We start from the raw sequence: 24,018 nt of genomic DNA on the forward strand, positions 1-24,018 counted from the left end.
ACCACGAGTGCTACCAACAGGCCAAGAGGGGTAAGGACAACGGTCGATGCCGCGACAACCAGAGTGGCTGCCGCGACACCGACCGGATATCCGAGCCCGTTTCCTATTTCAGGAACCCGACCTTCGAGTAGTCGAGATCGCCGAATCCCGGAGCTCCGAAGTTCGCGAGATTGGACTTCGTGGCATAGGTCGATGGCCGCTGGAACATCGTCAAGCTGTGTCCTTCGGCCCAGATTGCTTCGTCTGCCTTGTTGTAGTCGGCGATTCGTGCGTCGTCGTCCAGTTCTGCGGCGGCGTCGTCGAGCAGTCCGTTGATTTCCTCGGAACCGACCTGGCCGTAGTTCTGTAACGTACTCCCGGGCGTCAACCGGAAGATACCGTCACTGCTCGAGGAGTACGGCGTTCCCTCCCAGGTGAAGTGCGTGACATCGAACGCACCGACGAGGATGTACTTCTCGAAGAAGTCATCCGACGGTACCGATTGGATGATGAGATTGGCGCCGACTGCCTTGAGGTTCTGCTGGATGATCTGCGCTTCCTGCGTCGCGTTCGGTGTATCGGCCGGAATGATGTCCTGCAGATCGAGCTGCTTGCCGTCCTTGGATCGGAACTCCCCGTTCATCGTCCAACCGGCCGCGTCCAGTTCGGCCTTCGCCTTTTCGGGGTCGAAGGTGATAGCGCCGTTGTTGGCCTGGTAGCCCTTCTGTCCGTCCACGTAGATGTGGTTGTTCAGGACCGTCGGGCTCGAGGTGATCTGACCGAGCTGGGACGTCGCCAGGTAGTCACGATCGATCGCCTTCATCAGAGCCAATCGCACGGCCTTGTCCGAGGTGATGCGTCCCGGGGCTCCGTTGAAGTCGAAGTGCCGGTACTGCGGGCCCAGGCTCTGCCGCAGGTCGACATTCGGGATACCGCGGGCAACCTTGAATGCGTCTGCACTGCTGCCCAATTCGAAGTAGTCGATCTCGCCGCTCTGCAGCGCACCGATCGATGCCGTCGTATCCAGCGGCAAGTACGTGATGGTGTCCAGCACAGCCGGGTTCTCACCCCACCAGTCCGGGTTGCGCTCGGCCACAATGCGCTTACCGCCGGGCTCGATCGCGCGGATGCGGAACGGGCCGGCGGTGGCAGGCATGGTCTCGACCGAACCGGTGTTGAACGCCTCGACACTGTTCACGGACTCCGCAGGCATCAGCGGCGAGAACAGGGAGCGCCAGTCTGCGAATTTCTCGGCGAACGTCAGGATCACCTGTTGATCGTTCTCGCCACGGACAACCGAATCGACCTTGTCCCAGCCGGCAGTGCTGGACGCCTCGTAGGCTGGATCCTTGCCGCTATTGGCCGTCCACGTCGCAACGAGATCCGTGTAGTCGAGCGATCGGCCGGTGCTCCACTTGGCCTTCGGGTTGATGTTGTAGGTGATGACCTGCTTGCCGTCCACCTCCGACTCGGTGATGTCGGTGAAGAAATCGGTCGCGGTCGACAGGCTCGCGTCGGGCGCTGCCTTGAACGCCGTCGGCATCAGCGCGGCATAGAACCGCGCGGCATCGACCGTGGTGCCGTCGATTTGGTAGTAGTTGTAGTTGGTGGGCACCTGCGAGAGCGGGAAGTTCATGTTCCCGCCCTGCTGCAGATCGCTGATCGGGTGCGGATTGATCTGCGCTCCGCTGTCGAAGGACGCGGGCGCATCGGCGTTCGGCCCGGTATCGCCGGAGCTGCACCCCGCCACCAGTCCCACGGTGGTCACGGCCACCGCGATCGGGACCAGTGCCCGAAATAGTTTGGCTCTCATCAGTTCACCTTTCTCAGTGTGCGGTTGCAGCAGGCTTAGATTGCGTCGGCCAGTTTTGCAGCCTCGGCGATTCGGGCTCGTTGGAGCACGGGATCGGGGATGGGGATGGCTTTCAGGAGTGCCCGTGTGTACGGGTCCTGGGGTGCGTCGAAGATCTGTGCCGTCGGGCCCTTTTCGACGAACACACCATTGCGCATCACGGCCACCTCGTCGGCGAGGTGACGCACCACCGACAGATCGTGGGAGACGAACAGATACGCCAGACCGAGCTCCTCCTGCAGATCCTGCAGCAGGTTCAGCACGCCCGCCTGGATCGACACGTCGAGCGCAGATACAGGCTCGTCGAGGACGAGGATCGACGGCTTCAGCGCCAAAGCCCGTGCAATACCTACACGTTGGCGTTGCCCACCGGAGAACTGGGTGGGATACCGATCCGCGAGCTCCGGCCGCATTCCGACGGTGTCCATCAGTTCTCGAACCCGACGGGTCCGCTCGTCGACCGGGACGCCGTTGATCTTCAGCGGCTCGGCGATGATCTCCCCCACCGGCATACGTGGGTCGAGCGAGCCCATCGGGTCCTGAAACACGATCTGAATGTGTGCGCGCAACTTTCGTTGGTCGGCGCGGCTCAGGCTGTAGGGCTCGACGCCGTTGATGCGGATCGAACCCTGCTGCGGTTTTACGAATTCCATGATCTCGAGCAGGGTCGTCGACTTGCCGCAGCCCGACTCGCCGACGATTGCCAGAGTGGACCCGGCGTGCACATCGAAGCTGATGCCTTGTACGGCAGGTACTTCCCCGGCACGACGCCGCAGCACAGATCCCTTGAACATCGGGTAGCTCTTGTGCAGATCGGTCACCGACAGCACCGGAGCATCCTTCGGCACAGTCACCACCAACTCCGCCGGGGCCTCCGACCGCGGGGCACCCTCGAACTCGGCCTCCACCGACTCGGCCGTGGCCGCATCGATGCGGATGCACGCCGCGCTGTGATTCGGGGCCACCTGGATCAACGGCGGTTCGCCTTTGTCGCAGGCCTCCGTGTGCAGCGGGCATCGAGGCCCGAACGGGCAGCCCGTCGGGAGATTAACCAGAGCGGGCGGCGTGCCCTCGATGGGCACCAGCCGCTCCTGCGCGGGACGATCCGGGCGAGGGACGGAGCCGAGCAAGCCGACGGTATAGGGCATGGACGGGTGTGCGTACAGCTCGTCGACGGAAGCAGTTTCGACGGCGCGCCCGGCGTACATCACCATGGCTCGATCGGCGACGCCGGCAACGACTCCCAGGTCGTGGGTGATGAAAACGACGCCTGCTCCGGTGACGTCACGGGCCGTGCGCAGCAGGTCGAGGATCTGCGCTTGGATCGTGACATCGAGTGCCGTGGTCGGCTCGTCGGCGATGATGAGATCGGGATCGTTCGCGATGGCCATCGCGATGACGACGCGTTGGCGCATACCGCCGGAGAACTCGTGCGGATAAGACTTCGCCCGTGTTTTCGGATCTGCGATGCCGACCAGATCGAGCAACTCCAGGGTGCGCTCCTCGACCTTCGACTTGCTCAGCGACGGATTGTGCACGGAGATCGCCTCGGCGATCTGGTCGCCGATGCGGTAGATGGGGGTGAGCGCGGTCAGCGGATCCTGCGAGATCATCGCCACCGAACGCCCACGCTCGCGGGACATCTCACGATCGGACAGTCCGAGCAGCTGACGACCGTTCAGCTCGATGGATCCGGTGACGCGTGCGGTCTGCGGAAGCAACCCCATGACTGCCAATGACGACACCGACTTGCCCGAGCCGGATTCACCGACGATGGCCATGACCTCGCCCTTGTCCACCTGATAGTCCAGGCCGCGGACTGCGGTGACGCGCCCTTCCTCACTCGGGAAGCTGACCTCGAGTCCGCTGACCTTCAACACCGGCACAGCCTCAGCCACGTGCCTGTCCCCTCGTCGAGTTCGGATCGAATGCGTCGCGCAGGCCGTCGCCGACGAAGTTCGTCGCCAGCACGATCAATACCAGTGCGCCACAGCAGAACGCGAACAGCCACGGATACGTCAATGCGGACGACGTACCGTCCGCAATCAGAGTGCCGAGAGAGACGTCGGGCCGCTGGACACCGAAGCCGAAGTAGCTCAACGACGCCTCACCGATGATGGCGATACCCACGTTGAGCGTGACGTCGACGATGAGGATGGAGGCCATCGACGGCAGCACGTGCTTGCCGATCACACTGCTCGGCGTTGCGCCCATGTACTTTGCGGCGCGGATGAATTCGCGCTCGCGCAGCGATCGCGTCATCGCCCGGATAATGCGCGAGGTGATCATCCACGCGAACGCCGCAAGCAGCAGCACCAGGATGAAGAAGCTCTTGTCGCGAAACAGCGGCGAGCATATCGCGATGACCAGGAAGCTCGGGACGACGAGCAGAACGTCGGCAACCCACATCAGGGCACGGTCGGTCCAGCCGCCGAAGTACCCCGCCACCGCACCGACGACACCGGCGAGCACCGTGGAGATCAACGCGACGAGCATGCCGATGATCAGCGACTTCTGCAGGCCGCGCAGTGTCTGAGCCAGGACGTCCTGCCCGATCTGGTTGGTGCCGAACCAATGCCGGGTGGTCGGCGGCGAATTGAGCGCGTACGCGTCGAGTTCTTCGTAGGTGAACGGGATGAAATGCGGGAGTACGAATGCCCCCGCGAACATCGCCACCAACACCACGATGCCGGCCAACGCCGGCCGGTTGCGCAGGAACCGGCGCAGCACCAGTCGACGGCGGGTAATCGGGGCCGTCGTCTCGCCCTGGCCGTTCACCGCCGCGATCTCGGGAACCACAGGTGTCGCCATCGCCGATCCTTTCCTTGGTCGAAGTGGTGGGTCAGTCCGCGTAGCGAACGCGCGGGTCCAGAGCGGCAGTGAAGATGTCGGTCAACATGCCGGAGACGAGCACCGACAGAGCCGTGAACAACGAGACCGCGAGCGTGATGTTGATGTCCTGACTGGTGATGCCGTAGATCAGCCAATCCCCCATGCCGTACCAACCGAAGACGCGCTCGGTGAAGGTGGCACCGGTGATCACCGCGCCCATACCGAACGCGAACAGCGTCGCCATCGGGATCAGAGCAGTACGGAAACCGTGCTTGAAGATCGCGCGCCCGCGGGTGAGCCCCTTGCCGCGGGCCGTGCGGATGTAGTCCATGTTCAGCTCGTCGAGCATGGAACTGCGCATGTAGCGGCTGTAGCCACCGATGGTGAACAACATCAGGACGACGGTCGGCAACAGCAAATGCTGTGCGCGGTCGATAATTTCGTTCATCAGACCGGGGGCAAGCGTTGTCGACGTCTCACCGGTGTATTGGAAGAACTGACTGCCGGTACTCTGATTGACCTGCACAGCAAGGTATTTGAGAACCGGTGCCAGAACCAGGATCGGGGTGCTGATCAGGATGAACGTCACGACCGTCGCGACGTGATCGAAGATCTTGTACTGCCGGACGGCACCGTACGCACCCACGAGTGTTCCCAGTACCGCGCCGAGGACGGTGCCGAGTACTACCAACCGCAGCGAGACGAGGATGCGTCGCCACAGTTCGTCGTTGACCGAGCCGGCCGCGATGGTCTGACCGAAGTCACCGTGAAGGACTGCCCACAGCCACTTCAGATAGCGCAGCACGGGGTTGTCGTCGAGGTGCAACGCCGCGCGCTTGGCGTCGAGTACAGCGCTCGACGGCGGTGGATTGCGACTGAGCAGATTGGACAGCGGATCGAACGTGAGCGAGGCCAGCAGGTAGGTCAGAAACGTCGCGATGAGCAGCAGAATGACGTAGTTCAGCAACCTCCGCGCAAGATAACCGCCCACGCGCAACCACCTTCCATCGAGCACCACGGCCGTGCCCGATGGCACCGCTCTCGGCATTGTTCACACCGCGTGTTACCTGCTTGTTTCGTTAGCGGTGGAAACAGACATTCCACAAGATAGCACCACGAATTCGCCTTTCGTTCACGGTAGCCGAACTCACTCCGACACATCGGACAATGCGGAAACCGCGGCGGCAGAACGAGTCTGACGAACAGGCACTCGTAGGGTCCCCTAATTCATCGGGCACCGTAACGAATTTCCGACAATGCGGACAGAACGAAAAGTAGGTGGTTGTTGTCGAGGTCGGTAGATTCTCGACCATGCCGACTGATTCCACACCCGACGGGTTCGCCTTCGAGCGGTTCGATGTCATCGACACCGGATCCATCGCCACGACATTCGCGGCCAAGGATCACCGATCCGGGCTGTACATCCTGTACTTTACGAACGCCGAGGCCTTCGTCGGATACTCCGACTCCGTTGCAGCCCAATTCGCCGCCGACCGCGACATCTGGGCGGACATCGAGTCGCTCCACTTCACCCCCGGGACCGAGGACAAGCTCGAGCAGTTGACAGCGCTGGTCTCGCAACTGACCGACCTGCGTCAGCGCCCGGCGGAGCCGACTGCGATCGGCGACGCACCGAGCGCGAAAACTGCACTACCGAAAGAACGCGCCAAGCGGGCAACGCTGCTGAACGCTGCCGTCGGGCAGAGTCGTCGACGGTTCTGGGACCTGTCCGACCACATCGCCTACCCCGCCATCCGCAGCATCGTGGCCGACTACATCAACTCCTCGATCCCCGACCCGGCGAACACCGAGAAGTACCTGTGGCAGATCAGCGCTCTACCGGACGCACAGGACGACAGCGGTCCTCGAAATTTGCTGACGCTGACATGCGGAGGATTCGAGACCCTGCGAGTCGACGAGATCATGCACGACGACGACACGATCGAGCTGGACCTGCGCATCAACACCAACGTTCCGCGCGACCGGACCGACGAGCAGCTCGAGGTCTCCAACGAGACCGTCAGCGCCGGACGCGGACCGTACCGGGACGAGCGCGTGTGGTCCTGGTCGATCGACCTCGGGGCGCTGTTGGAAGAGGACGTGGACGTCGACCTGGGTATCGACGACGACACTTTCGACGACCTCGCCTACGGCCTCAATGCTCGCCTGATGCGATCCGGAAATTCAACGGGCGCAGCGGCACACAACCACGATCTCGCGGCCGACCTACTCGCCGAGGCGTACCGGCAGCTGTTCGAGGCCGAATGATCGATCGGCTGTGGTACGTCTCGTACGGGTCCAACCTGCTGCGCGAGAGGTTCCATACCTACCTGACCGGATCCGACGAGCACTCGGAATTCGGTGCGCACCCACCGGCACCCTCGACGGCTCTACCTGCCGAACAGAAGTGGCTGTGGATCGACTATCCGCTGTATTTCGCGGGAGTCTCGCGGCGCTGGACGGGAGCATCCGCCTTCGTCTCGACGACGGTCGATGCTGCCAATCGATCTGTGGCGCACGGATATCTGATCGAACGAGCTCAGTTCGCTCATCTGGCTGCGGTCGAGAACGTCGTCGCAGCCATCGACGTCAAGGCGACGGAGACGCTCGCCATCGGACAGTGGTCGCAGCTGGCAGTGGATCGCGAGGGCGAGAGCTTCCGCGGGAAATACGATGCACTGCTCAGGCTTCCGGACATCGACGGAAGACCCGCCTTCACACTGACCAGCTCGATCGTGCGGGAGCCCGGCGAACCGTCGAGCAGGTATCTTTCGACGATTCGCCGCGGGCTGCTCTCCGCAGACCTCGATCTGGACGTCGACGCCTACCTTGGCGAAGCCGCCCAACGGTCCGCGACGATCACTTCAGCGCATCGAGGTTCGTCTTCAGCAGGAGCACGTTGTAGTCCGACCACCGAGAAGCAGTGAAGTACAGGTCTTTTCCGCTCGACATCGGATGAATGAACGGTGCATAGATACCGCCGGCCGTCTGATTCGCGTCGAGGATGGTCTTCGGCGCGCTCCACGGTCCCTCGGGATTGTCGGCAGTGCGCGCAACCAACGTTCGTGAGTTCTCGTCCCCGTACATCATCACGTAGCGGCCGAGGTAGTCGTTCCACGCAACCGACATCTCGCTGACCGGACCCTTGACGATGGCGACGCTATCGCCGATGTTCTTGGACCACTGCTTGATTGGATCAGGATCCTGCGTCGAGTACTCGTACGCGTCGAGATTCTCGACTTCGGCCGACGGAACTCGCGAGACGAAGGCATCACCGAATCGTCCGTTGGGCGTGCCGAACTGGTACAAGGTCTCGCCGTCGCGGCTCAGCACGTAGGCACTCTGCTGGAATTTCCCCTGGCTCTCGTGGACGTTGGTGAAGCCGGGGATCGTGACGCCCTTGTTGACGCGGATCGTCTTGGGATCCGTCGTCCAATTCTGGCCGTTGTCGGTCGATTTCGCCGTCGCAGAGTAGTTCGTGATCCAGCGACCGGGTGCGCCCCAGCTCTGCACCGACATGTAGTTGATGTACTGGGTGTCGCCGATCGCAATGGCCGCCGTGGGGATGGTCGTGTCCTCGACGCTCGGTAGCTTTGCGCTCGAGATGATCTCGGCGGCGTAGCGTGGATTGTTCCCCCGGACAACCGCACCCGAGGTTGTGTTCGCGGGGTCTGCAGGACCGATCTTGATTCCTTGGGAGAGATCGGTCGACGCCTTGTCCGACCGGAAAAGCGCATTGCTGCGCCACTGGGCGTTGCCGGATGAGCAATCACCGAACGTGTCGCCGAACGCCATCAGGATCTGGCCGGAGCCGTTGTCCCAACTGATGCCCAGGTCGGTTCCCGACATCGCCAGGGTGTTGTAGGTGTCGTTGACGCTCTGCGGGCCGGTGACCCAGGCGATGCTTTGCGTATTGCCGGTGATCCGAGGAAGAGGCCCTTGCGGCCCCTGCGGGTTCTTTCCCGACATCCCGGCACTGCCCGACGACCCGAACAGCGGCGACGAGCCCGGCCCCCCGAGGCCACCACACGGCTCGGCCGAGACGGTAGGCGCGGTCAGAGCGCTGAGCCCGCTCACTGCCAGCGCCAGGACAGCCCCGACAGCGATCTGCCGACTACGTACACGCATGGACGAACCCACCGTTTCCCGTGTGACCCACGATACTGATGTGACTGATGGGACGAGTGTTACGCAAATCTACTTATCGCGCAACAAATGAGGCGTGTCGGTGCTTGACAAATCGCCTACTGCGGGAATTACACTCGTGTGATTACTGGCGGATCATGCGCGCGTGCGTCGTATCCAGGACCAGCAGCGCTACGCCCTGGACGACAACTGCCGTTCCGTGGCCCAACGCCTGGTCGGCAGTGATCCGGCGGCCGAATCGAGGCTTCCTGACGGCGATGTGCGCACCGGTCGCGATGTAGAGGACGTCGAGGCCGGCGTTGATCCACAGCAGCTTGCTCAAGCTCGTGGAAGTCGGGACCGAGGAGTTGAGCGCCCCGGCGCCGGCGATCGCCAAATCGATCGCACCCCACCCGGCGGTCTGCTGACCGAACGCACGACGGGCAGGCGAGGTGCCGCGCAATGCCAACACCGTTCCGACGATCACACTTCCACCGCCCCACAACGTAAGGCGACGGCCGAGTCGCTCGGCGACGATGGGAGCTTCGATTGGAGTCATGGTTTCCAGTGTGCCGTGTTCGGCGGCAGGGCAGCTTCGTAACGCGAGGTCGGTTGCTGTCGATCCAGTGAGGACTGAGTATTCGTGCTCGAAACCGACGGAGCCACCATGCTGAAGAAGATTCTCACCGGACTTGCGCTGGCGACCGGCGCCGCACTGCTCCTCGCGCCCACAGCATCCGCTGCACCCGACGACAACCCGTTCGGTCCGAAGGACTCCACTTCGAGTTTCGTCAGCGCCTTCGACCCTGCGGCGTTCGGCAGCACCAAGTCGTTGATCATCAGCCCATTCGGGACGAGCATGCAGATCGACTGCTCGTCGTTCCATGGCCAGAGCTCGTGCACGCAAAACGGCCGTGTGCTGACCCAGGTACGAATCCCGGCCGGGTCTTCGGAATGGGACTACCGCATGCTCTACATCTACAACCCGTTCTGATAATCGTCGGCCGCGCGCTCTGCGGACTGGCACTGCTTGCGCTCACCGGTTGCGCTGCAACGCAACCCGGGCCTGGCATCGCCGCAGCGGTGGACGTCACGCCGACGTCGTTCCCTCCGCCCCTGTACGTATTCACCGGGACCTGCTGATCACCACCCGAACGGGTTCGAGTCGGATCCGGGCAGCCAACTGTTGCCTGGCCCCAACCACCCATTGGCTTTGATCATCTTCTTCGCTGCACGCTGGTTGCGGCCGATCAGGCGGTCGAGATACAGATGCCCGGCCAGATGGTCGCACTCGTGCTGCAGACACCGCGCCAGATATCCCTCGCCCTCGACCGTCACCGGATTGCCCTCCACATCGACCCCGGTGACGCGGGCCCACTCGGCGCGTCCAGTCGGGTACCGCTCCCCCGGGACCGACAGACACCCTTCGGTGTCTTCCGGGTCGGGCATCGTCTCCGGGATCGCCGACGTATCGAGCACTGGGTTCACCACGTGCCCGCGGTGCTGGACACCGCCGTCGCGCAGGTCGTAGACGAAAGCCGCACGTGGATCACCGACTTGATTGGCGGCGAGGCCGGCCCCGTGCGCGGCGGTGTTCGTCTCGAACAGGTCGGCCACGAACGCCGCCAGTTCCGCACCGAACTCGGTGACGGGAGTGGCTTGGGCCGTCAGCCGCGGGTCGCCGGCAATGAGGATGGGTCGAATCGCCATGCGAGAAGGTTACTGTCGGAGCATGGCTCGTTCTCGTCGCTCCCCCACGGCTCACCCCGCGGACAAGGTCTGCGCGTCGTGCGGACGGCGAATCGAATGGCGCAAGAAGTGGGAGAAGAACTGGGATGACATCAAGTACTGCAGCGACGCATGCCGGCGGCACAAGGTGAGCACCACCGACAAAGAACTCGAAGACAACATCCGGGCCCTGCTCGACGCCCGGTCCCGCGACGCCACGATCTGCCCCTCCGACGTCGCACGAGCACTGTCCGACGACGGATGGCGCGAGTTGATGGAGCCGGTCCGCCGCGCTGCTCGCCGCATGGTCGACGCGGGAGAAGTCGAGATCACCCAGAAAGGATCCGTCGTCGATCCCTCCACGGCGAAGGGCCCAATCCGTATTCGTTGGAAGCGTTGACCAACGCCGCAGAAACTTGTCGGTGGATGGGTATAGCTTTCGTGTCGTGAAGACATGGGGGGATGTGTTCGAGCTCGCGGACCAGGAATTGGTCTCCGAGCTCGCAGACGTGACCTCCCACGAAAATGCGCTTGCTGCAGCAAGATTGACGTTGCTCGCCGAGATCGACCGACGTGGTTTGGCGATGAAACTCGGACATTCTTCCGTCACGCGCTGGTATGCGCGGTCGGTTCGGATCACCGACGGATCGGCCGCCCGCCAGATGGAGGTCGGGTACTGGCTGACAGGCCGGCCCATCGTGTTGAATGCTCTCGCTGGTGGTGAGATTCATTCCGCGCACGCGACGGCGATCGCCGAGGGTTACGCCGTCGTTCTGGTGGCCGATCCGACGTTGGACGAGGACCACTGCGACGCTGTGGTCGCCGAACTTCTCGAGACCGCGATGCGCAGCACTGCCGGTCAGGTCACCTCGCGGGCGCAGGCGCTGGCGCATTCCGCGGCGGAAGACGCCCGTGCTCGACACGAGAAGGCGGAGAAGGAACGACGCGAACGAGAAAGGGAACAGGCAGGCAGGGACAACGCCGGGTCGAGCGCCACCGACACTATGGGTGGTTCGGGTGATGTAGGTGGCTCAGGTAATACAGATGGTTCGAACGATGCAGGAGGCTCGGGCACCGCAGGTGATTCCGAACCTGCTGGGCCCGAGCCTGTTCCGTCGGGACCACCGCCGGTGCCGGTGTCGGAGAATCCTAACCTGAATCGATTCGACGTTCATCCTCTAGCCAATGGCCGCTTCCACGTCGGCGGCGACGTCGACCGGCTCCTCGCCGAGAAGCTGCTCACCGCCCTGTCTCCGTTGACTGCGCCGCGGCCGGGCCCCGGTGGCGAACGCGACCCACGTAGCCCGTCGAAGCGTCGCGCCGACGCACTCGATCAAATCCTCGACCGACACCTGCGCGGCAGTACCCGCGGGACGGCGGGTGGGTCGCGGGCGTCGGTGCATCTGATCGTCCCGCTGCGAGACCTGCTCACTCACGGCAACAAAGACCGATCCGCAAGCGCAACAACAGGTTCGACTGCACACGGTGCCGGTACTGACGGCATTACCCGCACCGGTGATTCCGACGCTGACCCCGATCGTGGCGCCGGTCGCCGCGTCAGCGGGAGCAGTGCTGGTGCCAGCGGCAAGTCACGAACCGGCGACGCCGAGGCGGTTCCCGATGCCGGCGCTGACGGCGGTCGCCGCGTCAGCGGGAGTGCTGGTTTCGGCGACAGTTCACAATCCGGTGCAGACGGCGGTCGCCGCGTCCGCGACAGTAGTACTGGTGCCGGCGACAGTTCACGATCCGGCGATACGTATGCAGGGGGCGAGGCGGCCGGTGGTGGTGCCGGGCAGAAGTCTGCACCCGAGCCCGGCGACGCCGACTGGCCCTTCAACCTCGACTGGACCGGCCCGATCAGTCGCACCCTCGCCGAGCTCCTCACCTGCGACGCCGACCTGACCCCGGTCATCGTCGACGACCACGGCGTCCCCCTCGCGCTCGGGCGCACCACCAGACTCGCCAGCGACGACCAACGCATCGCCCTGACCATCCGCGATACCTGCTGCGTGATGTGCGGCCGACCGGCACAGTGGTGCCAAGCCCACCACGTGAAATTCTGGGAACACGGCGGCAGAACCGATCTGAACAACCTCGCACTGGTCTGCGGGGAATGCCACCGACTCGTCCACCACGGCGACTGGCAACTGATCATGGGAGACGACGGACACCCCTACGCCATCCCACCCGAATCCATCGACCTCAGAAGGCAACCCATCCCCAGCTACCACCGACGAAAACGGCGGGCAGCCTGAGAACAGGTCAACCGCGCAACTCTCGCTTCAGCAGCTTCCCGCTCTGGTTGCGCGGCAACTCGTCGACGAACGTTACTGTCTTGGGCACCTTGAACGGCGCGATGCGGCCCTTGACGTGGTCGATCAGTGCCTCCGCCGACAACTGCTGCCCGTCCTTGAGTACGACGACAGCCGTCACCGCCTCGATCCACCGGTCATCGGGGGTCCCGATCACCGCGACCTCGGCGACCGCCGAATGGGTGTAGATCGCATCCTCCACTTCGCGCGACGCAACGAGAATGCCGCCGGTATTGATCACATCCTTGATCCGATCGACCACGGTGATGAACCCCTCGGCATCGCGGGTCACCAGATCGCCGGAGTGAAACCAACCGTCCAAGAACGCATCTGCCGTCGCCTCCGGTTTGTCCCAGTAGCCGTCGCACAACTGAGGGGAACGGTAGAGGATCTCGCCGGGCTCGCCGTCCGGCACATCGTTACCGTCGGCGTCGACGACGCGGGTCTCGACGAAGAACACCGCGCGGCCGCACGACGCCGGCCTCGCCTGGTGCTCGGCAGGTTGCAATACCGTTGCCAGCGGGCCGATCTCGGACTGCCCGAAGCAGTTGTAGAACTCGATGTCCGGATACCGCTCACGCAGCCGAGTGAGCACGGTGACAGGCATGATCGACGACCCGTACTGCGCCTTCTTCAACGACGAGAGATCGCGCGTCTCCAGATCGGGGTGATTGGCCAGCGGAACCCACACCGTCGGGGCCAGGAACAGCGACTTGATCTTCTCTTCTTCGATGCGGCGCAGGATTTCCGGAACGTCGGGCTTACGCATCAAGCGCACCGTGGCACCCACCGACAGGTAGGGCAGCATGAACACGTGCATCCCCGCCGAGTGGTACATCGGCATCACAAGCAACGGATCGTCGTCCTGGGTGAACCCGAGCGCGATGACGCACGAGACGTACTCCGCGACCAATGCGCCGTGAGACATCATCGCGCCCTTGGGTTTCGACGTCGTTCCCGAGGTGTAGAGCAACTGAGCGAGGTCGGTCGATTCTGCGGCCGAGTCGAGTTCGGAACCATCGCCGTCCTCGCCCAGCACATCGGGAAGGGAGACCACATGCTCGATCGTCAGGTGTTCACGAACCGAGTCGAGGGTGGCCGCCAACGCTGGGTCGACCAGCACCGCGCGCGAGCCCGACTGCTCCAGCAAGTACTGCAATTCCTCGCCCACGAGCGCGTAGTTGATCGGAACATGTACCAATCCGGCTCGCACACAAGCGAGGAACGCGACGACGTACGCATCGGAGTTGACGCCGTACGCTGCCACACGGTCACCTTTCTCCAACCCCATCGCACGCAGTCGACGAGCGGCGCGGGTGACAGCGGTATCGAGTTCTCTGTAGGTGTAGCTACGCCCCTCGAACGTCACGGCGAGGCGGTCGGGAAATTTCGCTGCCGACCGACGTAGTACGCCGTCGACGGTGTTCACTCGTGTTCCGCTACTCATCACCCGACGTTATAGGACGTCCAAACGTTCCGTCCCGGGTTCTGTCGGTACGAGGGTTCGTGAAACTCGGACGGGGCATTCGGTGAGGCATGACAGCAAAACAAGCACTCGACAGCCTCGAATCGGCCTCCTTTCTCGACGGAGCCAGCAACGCGATCAACGGAGTTCTCGCGCCCGCACTCGACGACACCGTGGTCGGTTCCGCGCTCCGCGGCCGGTGGATCGGACACCCCATCCACCCAGCGCTGGTCAACGTCACCATCGGCAGCTGGACGAGCGCAGTGGTCCTCGACCTGATGGATCACCAGTCTCGGGCGAGCAAACTGGTCATCTCCGTCGGGCTGGCGTCCGCACCGGCAGCAATCGCCACCGGATGGGCGGACTGGTCGACGATGAACACTCGCCAACGACGGGTTGGGATGATCCACGCGGCCTCGAACGCGACCGGCGTATTCCTGTTCCTCGGTTCCTACCTGCGCCGACGGAAGCAGACCGACGGACTCGCGAAAGCCCTCGCCGCGGCCGGTCTGGCCACCGCGAGCGTCGGCGGACTCATCGGAGGTCACCTCGCCTACAGCTCGACCGGGGAGGAATCAGCCCCAGCAGGCAAACACAGCATTCGCCGCTAGGTCAGCAGTTGTTCGGTTCCCCAATTTTCACCACCGACAGCAGCGCGTCTCCTTCGCCGACAAGGGTGCCGGGGGCCGGGCTCTGTTCCACGACAATCCAGTTCGAGTCGTTGACCTGCATCCGGCCCTCACCGGACGCATCCTCGCTCCGAGAAAAGAAGACCCCTGCCGCCTGAATCGCGTTCTGAGCGGACTGCAAGTTCATGCAGACAACCGGAGGCATGGAGACGAGGACCGGCTCCGACGCGGTCGGTTCGGGCACAGCCGATTCAGGCACAGTCGCATCCGGGATGACGATTCTCTCGATCGACGTCGGCGCGGGGGCGGTCGCCTCGACAGTGACCGTCCGCACTTCGGTACTGACCTCGGGCTCGGCGGAGTCCTGTGATCCGCAGCCCGCAAGGACGATCGTGGAGAGGGCGAACACGATGACCGACCGCACGCGGAAACGGCTACTGCTTGTCATGAAAACCTTTCGGTACGGCCGATAGCCTGCTGCAACCGGTGCCCATGTGAAATCGTCATACCGGTCAGTCTGTTACGTTTAGCGCTCCCCAAGCATTTCCGTACGCCGTACGGTAGACTGCGTCGGCCCCGGACGAACCAGCGTCAGGGGCGGCGAAAGGCGACTCCCGCGCAATGACTCCAGCCCAGCCGATGATCTCCACTCAGCCAGCGACACCTGCCCAGGACCTGTCCACCATCATCGTTCGCGGTGCCCGCGAGAACAATCTTCGTGATGTAAGCCTCGACCTGCCCAAACGTTCGCTCGTCGTGTTCGCCGGCGTCTCCGGGTCGGGCAAGTCATCGCTCGTCTTCGACACCATCGCCGCCGAGGCCCAACGACAGATCAACTCGACGTTCACCGCGTTCGCGCAGACGTTCCTTCCGTCCTACGGTCGGCCCGACGCGGATCTGATCGCCAACCTGTCTGCCGTCGTGATCGTCGACCAGAAGCGTCTCTTCGGTGGCCCGCGTTCGACGGTCGGCACGATCACCGACATCGGGGACTGGCTGCGCATGCTGTGGTCCCGCGGCGTCACGCCGTCGATCGGCTACGCCAACGCCTTCTCGTTCAACGATCCCGCCGGAATGTGCCCCGAGTGCGAGGGGCTCGGCGAAGCAAAGGTCGTCGACCTGGGCGAACTGGTGGACGAGTCGAAGTCCTTGCGAGAAGGGCCGTTCAAGCATCCGGACTTCGAGGTCGGCAAATGGCCGTACCGGGTGTTCGCCGACTCGGGTCTGTTCGATCTCGACGTCCCGATCGAGCAGTACTCGGCCCGTGAGCGCCACGTCTTCTTCGACGCCAAGCCCGGCGAGGTCGAGGTGGCGAACCCCGACGCCGTGATGAAGAGCTACGAGGGCATCGTCTCCCGTTTCCGGCGCAGCTACCTGGCGAAGGACGCCGATGCGCTCAAGGGAAAGTCCAAGCTGGCGTTCGAGCGCATCGTCACCCGCGGCACCTGCGAGGCCTGCGGCGGCTCCCGATACAACGAGACCATCCGCGGTGCCACTCTCGAAGGGCTGTCCCTGCCCGACGCATTCGCCATGCAGGTATCCGAACTCGCCGACCGGATCGACGGCTGGCAGATCAAGGGCTTGGGCACCTTCACGAACGAAATCGTCACGCAACTACGCAGACTCGTCGACCTCGGGCTCGGATACCTCAGCCTGGACCGAGCTACGTCTTCACTGTCCGGTGGTGAATCGCAACGCATCAAGATGGTGCGGCACCTGGGAGCCACACTCAACGACATGCTCTACGTTTTCGACGAGCCGACCACCGGGCTGCATCCTCGCGACGTGCACCGCCTCGACGACATGCTGCTCGCCCTGCGCGACAAGGGCAACACCGTCCTCGTCGTCGAGCACGACCCCGAGGTGATGGCCATCGCCGACCACATCGTCGAGATCGGGCCCGGTGCCGGAAAAGCTGGCGGCACAGTCGTGTTCGAGGGAACCTACGACGAGCTGCGTGACGCCGACACCCGGACGGGTGCCGCGCTACGGCGCGAGAACATCGAATTGCGAACTCCGCGTGCCCCTTCGGGCTGGCTGAGCATCACCGGAGCGCGCACCCACAATCTGCGCGACGTCAGCGTCGACGTTCCGCTGGGAGTCCTGACGGCCGTCACCGGGGTCGCCGGTTCCGGCAAGTCCTCCCTCATCCACGGACACCTCCGCGAGGCCGCGCCGGACGCCGTGATCATCGACCAGGCCCCCATCCGTGGCTCGCGCCGCTCCTCCCCCGCGACGTACACCGGACTACTCGACCCGATCCGCGCGTACTTCGCCAAGAAGACCGGCCAGCCGCCGTCGCTGTTCTCACCCAACTCCGACGGTGCATGCCCCGACTGCCAGGGCAGTGGCGTGATCTTCACCGATCTCGGGTTCACCGACCCGGTGACGAGCACGTGCGAGACGTGCCAGGGTCGGAGGTTCCGGTCGGGCGCGATCCGGCACACCGTCGACGGCATCAGCATCGCCGACATCTTCGAGATGTCCGTCGAGGACGCGCAGGACTTCTTCGACGTCAAGAAGATCCGCGACATTCTGCGGCGGTGCCGGGACGTCGGCCTCGGCTACCTCTCACTCGGCCAGAACCTGTCGTCGTTGTCCGGTGGCGAGCGCCAACGCCTCAAACTCGCAACCGAACTGGTCGGGTCGTCGCCGGTGTTGGTACTCGACGAGCCGACGACCGGTCTGCACCCGTCGGACGTGTCGAATTTGATCGCGTTGTTGTCCGGGATGGTCGACGAGGGCAGATCGGTCATCGTCATCGAACACAACCTCGACGTCGTCGCGGCTGCCGATTGGGTCATCGACCTCGGCCCCGACGGCGGGCACAACGGCGGCCTGATCACGTTCACCGGAACGGTGGAGGGACTGCTCGCCTCGGACACCCACACCGGGCGGTACCTGGCGCGCAGCCTGGGGCGGTGACCGAAGACCCGATAGTGTTGGCCCTCCAGGGACATCGGACACAGGAGTGGCAGTGCAGCGTCGATCGGCACGAATGATCTCAGCAGGGTTCGCGGTCGTCGCGCTCGTCGCAGCCGGGTGCGGCAGCGCAACGACGGACGCACCGCCTGCCACCCCGACCGCTGCGTCGAGCGGGGAGTTTCCCAAGTCGATCCCGTCGGGCTCGGACGGCGGGACCGTCACCATCGACGCGATGCCCCGCACGATCGTCTCGCTCAGCCCGACGGCGACAGAGACCCTGTTCGCCGTCGGCGCGGGTGAGCAGGTTGCGGCCGTCGACGATCAGTCGGACTATCCGGCCGACGCGCCCAAGACCGGCCTGTCAGCATTCACGCCGAGCCTCGAGGCGATCGTCGCGTACGACCCCGATCTGGTGATCACCTCGACCGATTTGGGCCTGGTGAGCTCCACGCTGGCCGAGGCTGGTGTCCCGACGCTGTTGCTGCCGGCCGCTACGAGCCTCGACGACGCGTACTCGCAGATCGAACAAGTGGCCGACGCGACCGGGCACGACACCGAAGGCGACGCGGTGGTCGCACAGATGCGTGACCGGATCGACGCCGCCGTCGCGAGCGTGCCGACGCGCGAAGAGCCGCTGACGTACTTCCACGAACTCGACGACACGCTATACACCGTGTCCAGCCAGAGCTTCGTCGGCCAGATCTACGGCCTGTTCGGTCTGCAGAGCATCGCCGACGGCTCCGATGCAGGCGACTACCCGCAGCTGTCCGCCGAGACGGTGATCACCGCGGACCCCGACATGGTGTTTCTCGCCGACGCCCAATGCTGCGGAGTGACAGCCCAATCCGTGGCAGCTCGGCCGGGGTGGGGATCGATGACGGCGGTGCGGGACGGCCGAATCTTCCCGATGGACGAGGACCTGTCGAGTCGATGGGGTCCCCGCATGGCAGACCAGGTGGAAGCCGTGGCCGCCGTCGTCCAGCAGATTCCGGCGTAGGTCACTCGTACCCGATCCGCACCTCGTCTACGAACTCGTCTGCTGCCCAGCCCAATCGATCCCTGGTCAAGTCGGGCAGGGTGACCGTCATCTGCAAGAGGTACTGATCGACAATGTGGTGGACGACGACATAGCGGGTCCGGGCGAACAACGTCCGACCGCCCCAGTCGTATCGACCGGCGATCGAGACGGACCGTAGTCCGCGCAGCGGTGCTCGGTCGCGACTGACCTCGGCCCAACCGGGCAACGCCCGTGAATCCCCGAACCCGCACTCCAGCAGCGATATCGGGTCCACTGATCGCGTGAACTTACCCACCAGAGCCATTGCATTCGGCACGAACCCGTCAACGGCGTTCGCCGGCGAACACAGCACCGCGGTGGCATGCGGGAACAAGTGCTCGGGAACCAGGCCCCAGCCCGGCATTGTCGGCAGTTCGAGACCGAACCTGTTGCATTCGCTGCGATGCACGGGCACGAGTTCGACACCCTGCTGCTGCAGGAGGCTTTCGATCGATCCCTCTCGAACCGTCACTGGACAGCATTCCTTCCAACGGAGATCGACGCGGCTCGGTCGGCGCGGATGCGCTCGAGCAGACTCGGCGGACGCAGTAATTCACGCGCATCGTCGTGGCCCAGTTGCGCACGGGCCCAGGGATTGTCCCGACACCAGTGCAACAGGGCGTACAACGAGTTGGGTTCGACTTTCTTCTCGCACACCATCAGTACCAGCACCTGATCCGATTCGCTGTCGGCTTCGCGATACACAACGCGGACAGTGGGGTACAAGTGCGGATGGGGCACGGCCGGATTCGGATGCGTCTGTGGTTGCAGGTCGACAATCTCGTCCCACGGGACAACCGTGACGTCGCTGGTCACCTTCCATGCCCGACGTCGATAGATCTCCTGCACTATGCCGTCGGGATGCAGTGAAATTCTCGTCCCGTTGACGATGACGAAACCGAGGACGAAGCACAGCAGCACCACCGGGGCACCGACGAGCGTCGATATCTCCGCCCTGAACTGGCGACGTCCGGGTTCGTCGTCTCTCCAATGGAAGTACGACACGCCGAGCAGTACAACAAAGGCGAAGATCAAGCTCCGGATCAGGAAGTCTCCGCGACCGGGCACCAACAAACCTCGGCCGGCCGCGACGACGTGAACTGGTCGCACGAAACGTGACAGCCGCGCAGATCCGATGCCGGACAACACTACAGACTGCCCGAGTGGCAGGACCACCAAGAACGCAAGCCACGACAAACCCATGAGCACATCCGGGTGCAGCTTCTCGAACAGAAGACCGACGGTCGCAAGGATTGCTGCAGACGCCGCAGACAGGACGACAAAAACCACGAGCCAACCGAGATGCATTGTCCGCCAAATCCGAACCCACACGGGCCTCTTCTGCCATCCAACATTCCTGTGTGACGAATTCACTGGTGAATAGCCCCGATTCGAGATGTCGCTACTGTCTCGGCGTTCAGTCATCGCAACGTCCATTCGAAGACCTTCGATACGCCGTGGCTGACCGAGCCCCCGACCAGGGCACCCAACGCGACGCCGGCGGCAGCACCGGCCACCGTGCCCGGCCCCGGAAACAGCGAACCCGCGGTACCACCGAGTCCCGCGAGGGCGTAGGTGACGTAGCTTGCAGCTGCGAGGCCGGCGGCGGTGCTCGCTGTATTGACCGCAATTGCCTCGGGGGGGCTCACTCCTTCGTCGATATCGTGCGCAATCGAGGGAATCGTTCCGGCAACCGCACCGAAGGCTCCAAGCCCACGGCCGATGTTCTTGGCCACGTCGTCCACGGAACTGACACCTGGAAGTTCCAGCACCCTCGTCGTCGCGTCGCTCATGCCCCCGATGACCGTCGCCGCTATGGTCGTCGGCCAGTCCGGCATCCACGAGAAAGACCCGTCCGGGTTCTCGACGAACTTTCCGGTCGGGTTGCCGAGCGCAAGCGTGGTCAACAGCTTCGTGGGCTCGGCCAAGTGCTGCGTAGCGTCGAGCGCAGCCTGCTCGGCCTGCTTCAGAGCATCTTGAATGTCCTCCGTCAACTGCGCTGCAGCAGAGCGCAGTTCGTCGGCCTGGCGTAATTTCTCTTCGCCCACACTGTCTGGGATCAGCGCAATCATCCCGTCGGGATCGACCACACCGTCTGCCCGTACGGCGAACCCGCTCGTCGTCGCCGCCGACACCTGCGCCAGCAGGTGCGCCTTCGCGGCGTCGACCATTCCTGCTGCGGTCTCGAATGCCTTACCGAGTGAATCGATCTCACCGCACACCGAGCTCATCCGGGAGCATTCGGTCACCACGCGTTCTGCTGCAGCGTTCGCTGCCTCGCCGGTCCACGTCTCGGCCAGCACATCCTGCTCCTCCAGTACGCCGGTGCGCTGGCCGTTGACGCGCTCGACAATCTCGGCCAGTTCGATCATCGTCTTGCGCATCGACCCCGGCTCCCAGCCCGCGACGTGCGGCACGGTCGGGATCACTTCGGCTGGTCCATCGCAGCGAGGCGGCGGGCGAGTTCGTCGTCGGCGATCTCGTAGTTCTGCGCGACGCCGCGGGCAATGTCTGCGACGCATTCGGCCCGGCCGGCCAGTGCTGCAACAGCTCCCGCCGCCGCTGCCGCGGCCGCCGCACATGCTGCGCCGAAGTCGGTACCCAGCAGCGCATTTTCGGATTCGCGGAACGGGGCGAGGGTATCCAACTCGGCGATCACCTCCCCCGTTCCCGACAACACATTCGAGAACTGCCGCAGGATCACTGGATCCACATTCACTGTCATGACGCTCCCCCGAGTCGCACCGTATCGACGCCCGGTGAATCGGCGTCATCGGGTTTGACGCCTGCCGGGTCGGATCGGTTCCCTCCAGTCCGGTTCTGGAGACGCGGATACGACGCGTACCGTTGATCCGGCTAACGACCTAGGAGGGTAACCGCAATCAACGGCCGTCGACTATCGTTCGCTGCCGCGGCCGGACTCGCGGCCGCGATGGGCGTCGGGCGATTCGTGTTCACGCCGCTGCTACCGATCATGGTCGACGCGGCGGAGCTGACACCGAGCAGCGGTGCCGTCATCGCAACCGCGAACTACGCCGGCTACCTCGTCGGGGCGATCGTGTTGTCCGTGCGCCCGTCGCTCAATACGACGACGTCGTTCAGGCTGTGGACGGTCGTGCTCGTCCCCAGCGAATTGACCATGGCTGCAGTGCATTCCACCGCTGCGTTCTCGCCGCTGCGGTTCCTGGCCGGCCTGGCGAGTGCCGCGGTCTTCATCGCCTGCGCGAGCACCGTCACGAAGCATCGAGCCGACGGAGCCTCACCCGGTATCGCGTTCGGCGGCGTCGGTGTAGGTATAGCAGCGTCGGGCATACTGACGTTGCTTGTCGGGCCACATCTGTCGTGGGAGTCGCTGTGGGTGTGCTGGGCGATCCTGACTACGGTGCTCGTGGCCCCGGCGTGGATGCTTTCGGTGCATCCCGAGCCCACAACGCGGGCTGTACCCGGCGATCTCGACCGCAAGGCCCGAACCGTATGGCGGACATTGCTGTTCGCGTACTTCCTCGAGGGTCTCGGCTACATCATCGTCGGTACGATTCTCGTCGCAGCGGTCGGTGGCCACGGCAGCACGTCGGTGGGTCCGGCGGTATGGATCGTCGTCGGATTCGCCGCGGTACCGGCGACCGTGTTGTGGCAAGGAATTGCTCGGCGAACCAGCATGCGCAGCGCCCTGGTGGCAGCGTTCGCGTTGCAGTCGATCGCGGCAGTGCTTCCGGCTCTGACCGGAAACACCGTCGCCGCCGTGTTCTCGGCTCTGTTGTTCGGCGGAACGTTCATGGGCATCACGATGCTGACGATGAGCACCGCACAGACACTGCCCATCGGACGTACCACGGCAACACTGACTGCGGTCTACGGCGTCGGGCAGGTACTCGGCCCTCTGATCGTCGCTCCTGCCATCGGCGACTCCTATTCGGTCGCCTTCGCCATTGCGACCGGCGTGCTGATACTCGGAACTGCAGGCGCCGTGCGCGTATCGCAGTTGACCGCGCCACGCTGAGCCCCGCTACCGACATCTGTTCTGCCGTGCAACGAACCGGTACCGTCACGCAAACGCCCGCCGGATCGCCCGTTGGACACCGCAACCATTTCGGCGACGATCGACAGCGCGGTCTCCCCGGGGGTGCGCCCGCCGATGTCGAGACCGGCCGGCGACGACAACCGCGCGAACGCGGCCTCCCCGACACCTCTGTCGACAAGACGTTCACGTCGGTCCTCGTGCGTTCGACGGCTGCCCAGTACGCCGATATAGCCGGCAGTGGTGCGCACCGCGACGTCGAGCAACGGAACATCGAACTTTGCATCATGCGTGAGCACGCACAAAGCGGTGGTGCCGTCGATCAGCCCATTGTCCCACTGGGCCGCCAGATACTCGTGCGGCCAGGCCACCACAACTTCGTCGGCGTGCGGAAAGCGCTCCTCCGTGGCGAATATCGGCCGGGCATCACACACCACGGTGCGGTAACCCACGATGCTTGCTGCATGAGCAACGGCGTCGGCGAGGTCGAGCGCGCCGAAGACGATCAGGAGCGGTGGGGCCCGAAACGATCGCACGAAGACCTCGACGATGCCGTCGTCGACTTCGATGTCCCGCAGTCCGCTTGCACCGTCCGCCAACATCACCCGAGCGAGCGAGACAGCTCCCTCATCGAGCGTCTGGTGGCCGATGGAGCCGCACGAGTCGTCGGCAGTCACCACGAGGTGTCCGCCCGAGCCACCGGAGGCGACTGTGACTTCGGCGACCGACGATCGAGATGTTATTCGCGCCAACAGTTTTTCATAGTGCGGGCGACTGTCCCGATCGACTCTGTCGACCACGACATCGACCGTTCCGCCGCAGGTGAGGCCGATGGCGAACGGGTCGTCGGCCGCGATGCCGAACCTCAGGCGGTCGACGAGTTCACCCTGCGCCGCCGACACCGCAGCGTCGAACACCACACCTTCGACGCATCCGCCGGACACCCCGCCGAGTGCGGTGCCACCGGCGTCGACGGCCATGACGGCACCCACGTCTCGGACCGCGCTGCCTGATGTGGCCACGACAGTGGCCACACCGAACGGTCGTCCCTCGACGAACCAGTCGTGCAGAGTGGCGGCGAAGTCGAGCATCGCGA

23 protein-coding genes and 1 pseudogene are annotated in these 24,018 nt (G+C 64.1%); 10 read left to right on the plus strand and 14 right to left on the minus strand.

The annotated features are described in order from the left end of the window. Window positions 1-103: 103 nt before the first annotated feature. From QM797_RS15225 to QM797_RS15240, 4 genes are read right to left on the minus strand one after another with little or no spacing between them, the layout of a single operon-like run. Window positions 104-1,792 (minus strand): ABC transporter family substrate-binding protein, encoded by a 1,689-nt coding sequence (locus QM797_RS15225; protein WP_283276476.1) that lies wholly within the window; start codon window positions 1,790-1,792, stop codon window positions 104-106. Between the two features lie 35 nt (window positions 1,793-1,827). Next, on the minus strand, window positions 1,828-3,729 hold the full coding sequence (locus tag QM797_RS15230; protein ID WP_283276477.1) for an ABC transporter ATP-binding protein: 1,902 nt from the start codon (window positions 3,727-3,729) through the stop codon (window positions 1,828-1,830). After that, on the minus strand, window positions 3,722-4,642 hold the full coding sequence (locus QM797_RS15235) for an ABC transporter permease (protein ID WP_283276478.1): 921 nt from the start codon (window positions 4,640-4,642) through the stop codon (window positions 3,722-3,724). The genes QM797_RS15230 and QM797_RS15235 overlap by 8 nt, the downstream gene beginning before the upstream one ends. A gap of 31 nt (window positions 4,643-4,673) precedes the next feature. Beyond that, window positions 4,674-5,654 carry an ABC transporter permease gene (locus QM797_RS15240; protein WP_283276479.1) on the minus strand — a complete coding sequence of 327 codons (981 nt, stop codon included), beginning with the start codon at window positions 5,652-5,654 and terminating at the stop codon, window positions 4,674-4,676. Between the two features lie 320 nt (window positions 5,655-5,974). Between QM797_RS15240 and QM797_RS15245 the strand changes: the two genes are divergently transcribed. Beyond that, a complete protein-coding gene (locus QM797_RS15245) occupies window positions 5,975-6,931 on the plus strand; it encodes a hypothetical protein (RefSeq protein WP_283276480.1) in 957 nt (318 codons plus the stop codon). Continuing rightward, complete coding sequence (locus QM797_RS15250) at window positions 6,928-7,590, plus strand: hypothetical protein (protein ID WP_283276481.1); 663 nt, start codon at window positions 6,928-6,930, stop codon at window positions 7,588-7,590. Before QM797_RS15245 ends, QM797_RS15250 begins: the two co-directional genes overlap by 4 nt. Here the strand turns inward: QM797_RS15250 and QM797_RS15255 are convergent. Next, entirely contained in the window at window positions 7,523-8,791 is a 1,269-nt protein-coding gene (locus QM797_RS15255; RefSeq protein ID WP_283276482.1) for a glycoside hydrolase family 183 protein, read from the minus strand. The genes QM797_RS15250 and QM797_RS15255 overlap by 68 nt on opposite strands. Before the next feature lie 142 nt (window positions 8,792-8,933). Next, window positions 8,934-9,347, minus strand: coding sequence for a DUF6992 family protein (locus QM797_RS15260; RefSeq protein ID WP_283276483.1), 414 nt, complete (start codon window positions 9,345-9,347; stop codon window positions 8,934-8,936). An 84-nt stretch (window positions 9,348-9,431) separates the two neighbouring features. Between QM797_RS15260 and QM797_RS15265 the strand changes: the two genes are divergently transcribed. Next, window positions 9,432-9,782 (plus strand): hypothetical protein, encoded by a 351-nt coding sequence (locus QM797_RS15265; protein ID WP_283276484.1) that lies wholly within the window; start codon window positions 9,432-9,434, stop codon window positions 9,780-9,782. Window positions 9,783-9,931: 149 nt separating this feature from the next. On the opposite strand, the gene QM797_RS15270 is transcribed toward QM797_RS15265, so the two are convergent. Next, window positions 9,932-10,498, minus strand: coding sequence for a peptide deformylase (locus tag QM797_RS15270; RefSeq protein ID WP_283276485.1), 567 nt, complete (start codon window positions 10,496-10,498; stop codon window positions 9,932-9,934). A gap of 22 nt (window positions 10,499-10,520) precedes the next feature. Between QM797_RS15270 and QM797_RS15275 the strand changes: the two are divergent. The 3 genes and pseudogenes from QM797_RS15275 to QM797_RS15285 form a co-directional block, all read left to right on the plus strand. Then, a pseudogene (locus QM797_RS15275) lies at window positions 10,521-10,649 on the plus strand (DUF2256 domain-containing protein); the annotation flags it as partial. Window positions 10,650-10,664: 15 nt separating this feature from the next. After that, the gene (locus tag QM797_RS15280) at window positions 10,665-10,916 is read left to right on the plus strand and encodes a DUF3253 domain-containing protein (RefSeq protein ID WP_283276525.1); all 252 of its coding nucleotides are present in this window, start codon (window positions 10,665-10,667) and stop codon (window positions 10,914-10,916) included. Between the two features lie 46 nt (window positions 10,917-10,962). Beyond that, window positions 10,963-12,771 (plus strand): HNH endonuclease signature motif containing protein, encoded by a 1,809-nt coding sequence (locus QM797_RS15285; protein ID WP_283276486.1) that lies wholly within the window; start codon window positions 10,963-10,965, stop codon window positions 12,769-12,771. 7 nt (window positions 12,772-12,778) lie between these two features. On the opposite strand, the gene QM797_RS15290 is transcribed toward QM797_RS15285, so the two are convergent. Next, window positions 12,779-14,275, minus strand: coding sequence for an acyl-CoA synthetase (locus tag QM797_RS15290; RefSeq protein ID WP_283276487.1), 1,497 nt, complete (start codon window positions 14,273-14,275; stop codon window positions 12,779-12,781). A gap of 89 nt (window positions 14,276-14,364) precedes the next feature. Between QM797_RS15290 and QM797_RS15295 the strand changes: the two genes are divergently transcribed. Then, complete coding sequence (locus QM797_RS15295) at window positions 14,365-14,904, plus strand: DUF2231 domain-containing protein (RefSeq protein ID WP_283276488.1); 540 nt, start codon at window positions 14,365-14,367, stop codon at window positions 14,902-14,904. Between the two features lies 1 nt (window position 14,905). Here QM797_RS15295 and QM797_RS15300 read toward each other — a convergent pair whose 3' ends face one another. Continuing rightward, window positions 14,906-15,370 carry a PASTA domain-containing protein gene (locus QM797_RS15300; protein WP_283276489.1) on the minus strand — a complete coding sequence of 155 codons (465 nt, stop codon included), beginning with the start codon at window positions 15,368-15,370 and terminating at the stop codon, window positions 14,906-14,908. A gap of 173 nt (window positions 15,371-15,543) precedes the next feature. Here QM797_RS15300 and QM797_RS15305 point away from each other — a divergent pair, with 173 nt between their 5' ends. Together QM797_RS15305 and QM797_RS15310 are read left to right on the plus strand one after the other, a co-directional pair. Next, on the plus strand, window positions 15,544-17,847 hold the full coding sequence (locus QM797_RS15305) for an ATP-binding cassette domain-containing protein (RefSeq protein WP_283276490.1): 2,304 nt from the start codon (window positions 15,544-15,546) through the stop codon (window positions 17,845-17,847). A gap of 73 nt (window positions 17,848-17,920) precedes the next feature. Beyond that, window positions 17,921-18,844 (plus strand): ABC transporter substrate-binding protein, encoded by a 924-nt coding sequence (locus QM797_RS15310; RefSeq protein WP_283276526.1) that lies wholly within the window; start codon window positions 17,921-17,923, stop codon window positions 18,842-18,844. Between the two features lies 1 nt (window position 18,845). On the opposite strand, the gene QM797_RS15315 is transcribed toward QM797_RS15310, so the two are convergent. From QM797_RS15315 to QM797_RS15330, 4 genes are all read right to left on the minus strand, one after another. Then, entirely contained in the window at window positions 18,846-19,376 is a 531-nt protein-coding gene (locus QM797_RS15315) for an LpqN/LpqT family lipoprotein (protein WP_283276491.1), read from the minus strand. Beyond that, window positions 19,373-20,194, minus strand: a complete 822-nt coding sequence (locus QM797_RS15320; RefSeq protein WP_283276492.1) for a hypothetical protein — start codon at window positions 20,192-20,194, stop codon at window positions 19,373-19,375. Before QM797_RS15320 ends, QM797_RS15315 begins: the two co-directional genes overlap by 4 nt. A 131-nt stretch (window positions 20,195-20,325) precedes the next feature. Beyond that, entirely contained in the window at window positions 20,326-21,333 is a 1,008-nt protein-coding gene (locus QM797_RS15325) for a hypothetical protein (RefSeq protein WP_283276493.1), read from the minus strand. Continuing rightward, window positions 21,330-21,629, minus strand: coding sequence for a type VII secretion target (locus QM797_RS15330; RefSeq protein WP_283276494.1), 300 nt, complete (start codon window positions 21,627-21,629; stop codon window positions 21,330-21,332). Before QM797_RS15330 ends, QM797_RS15325 begins: the two co-directional genes overlap by 4 nt. A gap of 207 nt (window positions 21,630-21,836) precedes the next feature. Between QM797_RS15330 and QM797_RS15335 the strand changes: the two genes are divergently transcribed. After that, window positions 21,837-22,904: a YbfB/YjiJ family MFS transporter gene (locus tag QM797_RS15335; protein WP_283276495.1), complete on the plus strand. Its 1,068-nt coding sequence runs from the start codon at window positions 21,837-21,839 to the stop codon at window positions 22,902-22,904. Here QM797_RS15335 and QM797_RS15340 read toward each other — a convergent pair. After that, on the minus strand, window positions 22,814-24,013 hold the full coding sequence (locus QM797_RS15340; protein WP_283276496.1) for an XdhC family protein: 1,200 nt from the start codon (window positions 24,011-24,013) through the stop codon (window positions 22,814-22,816). The genes QM797_RS15335 and QM797_RS15340 overlap by 91 nt on opposite strands. Window positions 24,014-24,018 lie beyond the last annotated feature (5 nt).

Source organism: Rhodococcus sp. IEGM 1381, from assembly GCF_030056795.1.
Classification (GTDB): domain Bacteria; phylum Actinomycetota; class Actinomycetes; order Mycobacteriales; family Mycobacteriaceae; genus Rhodococcoides.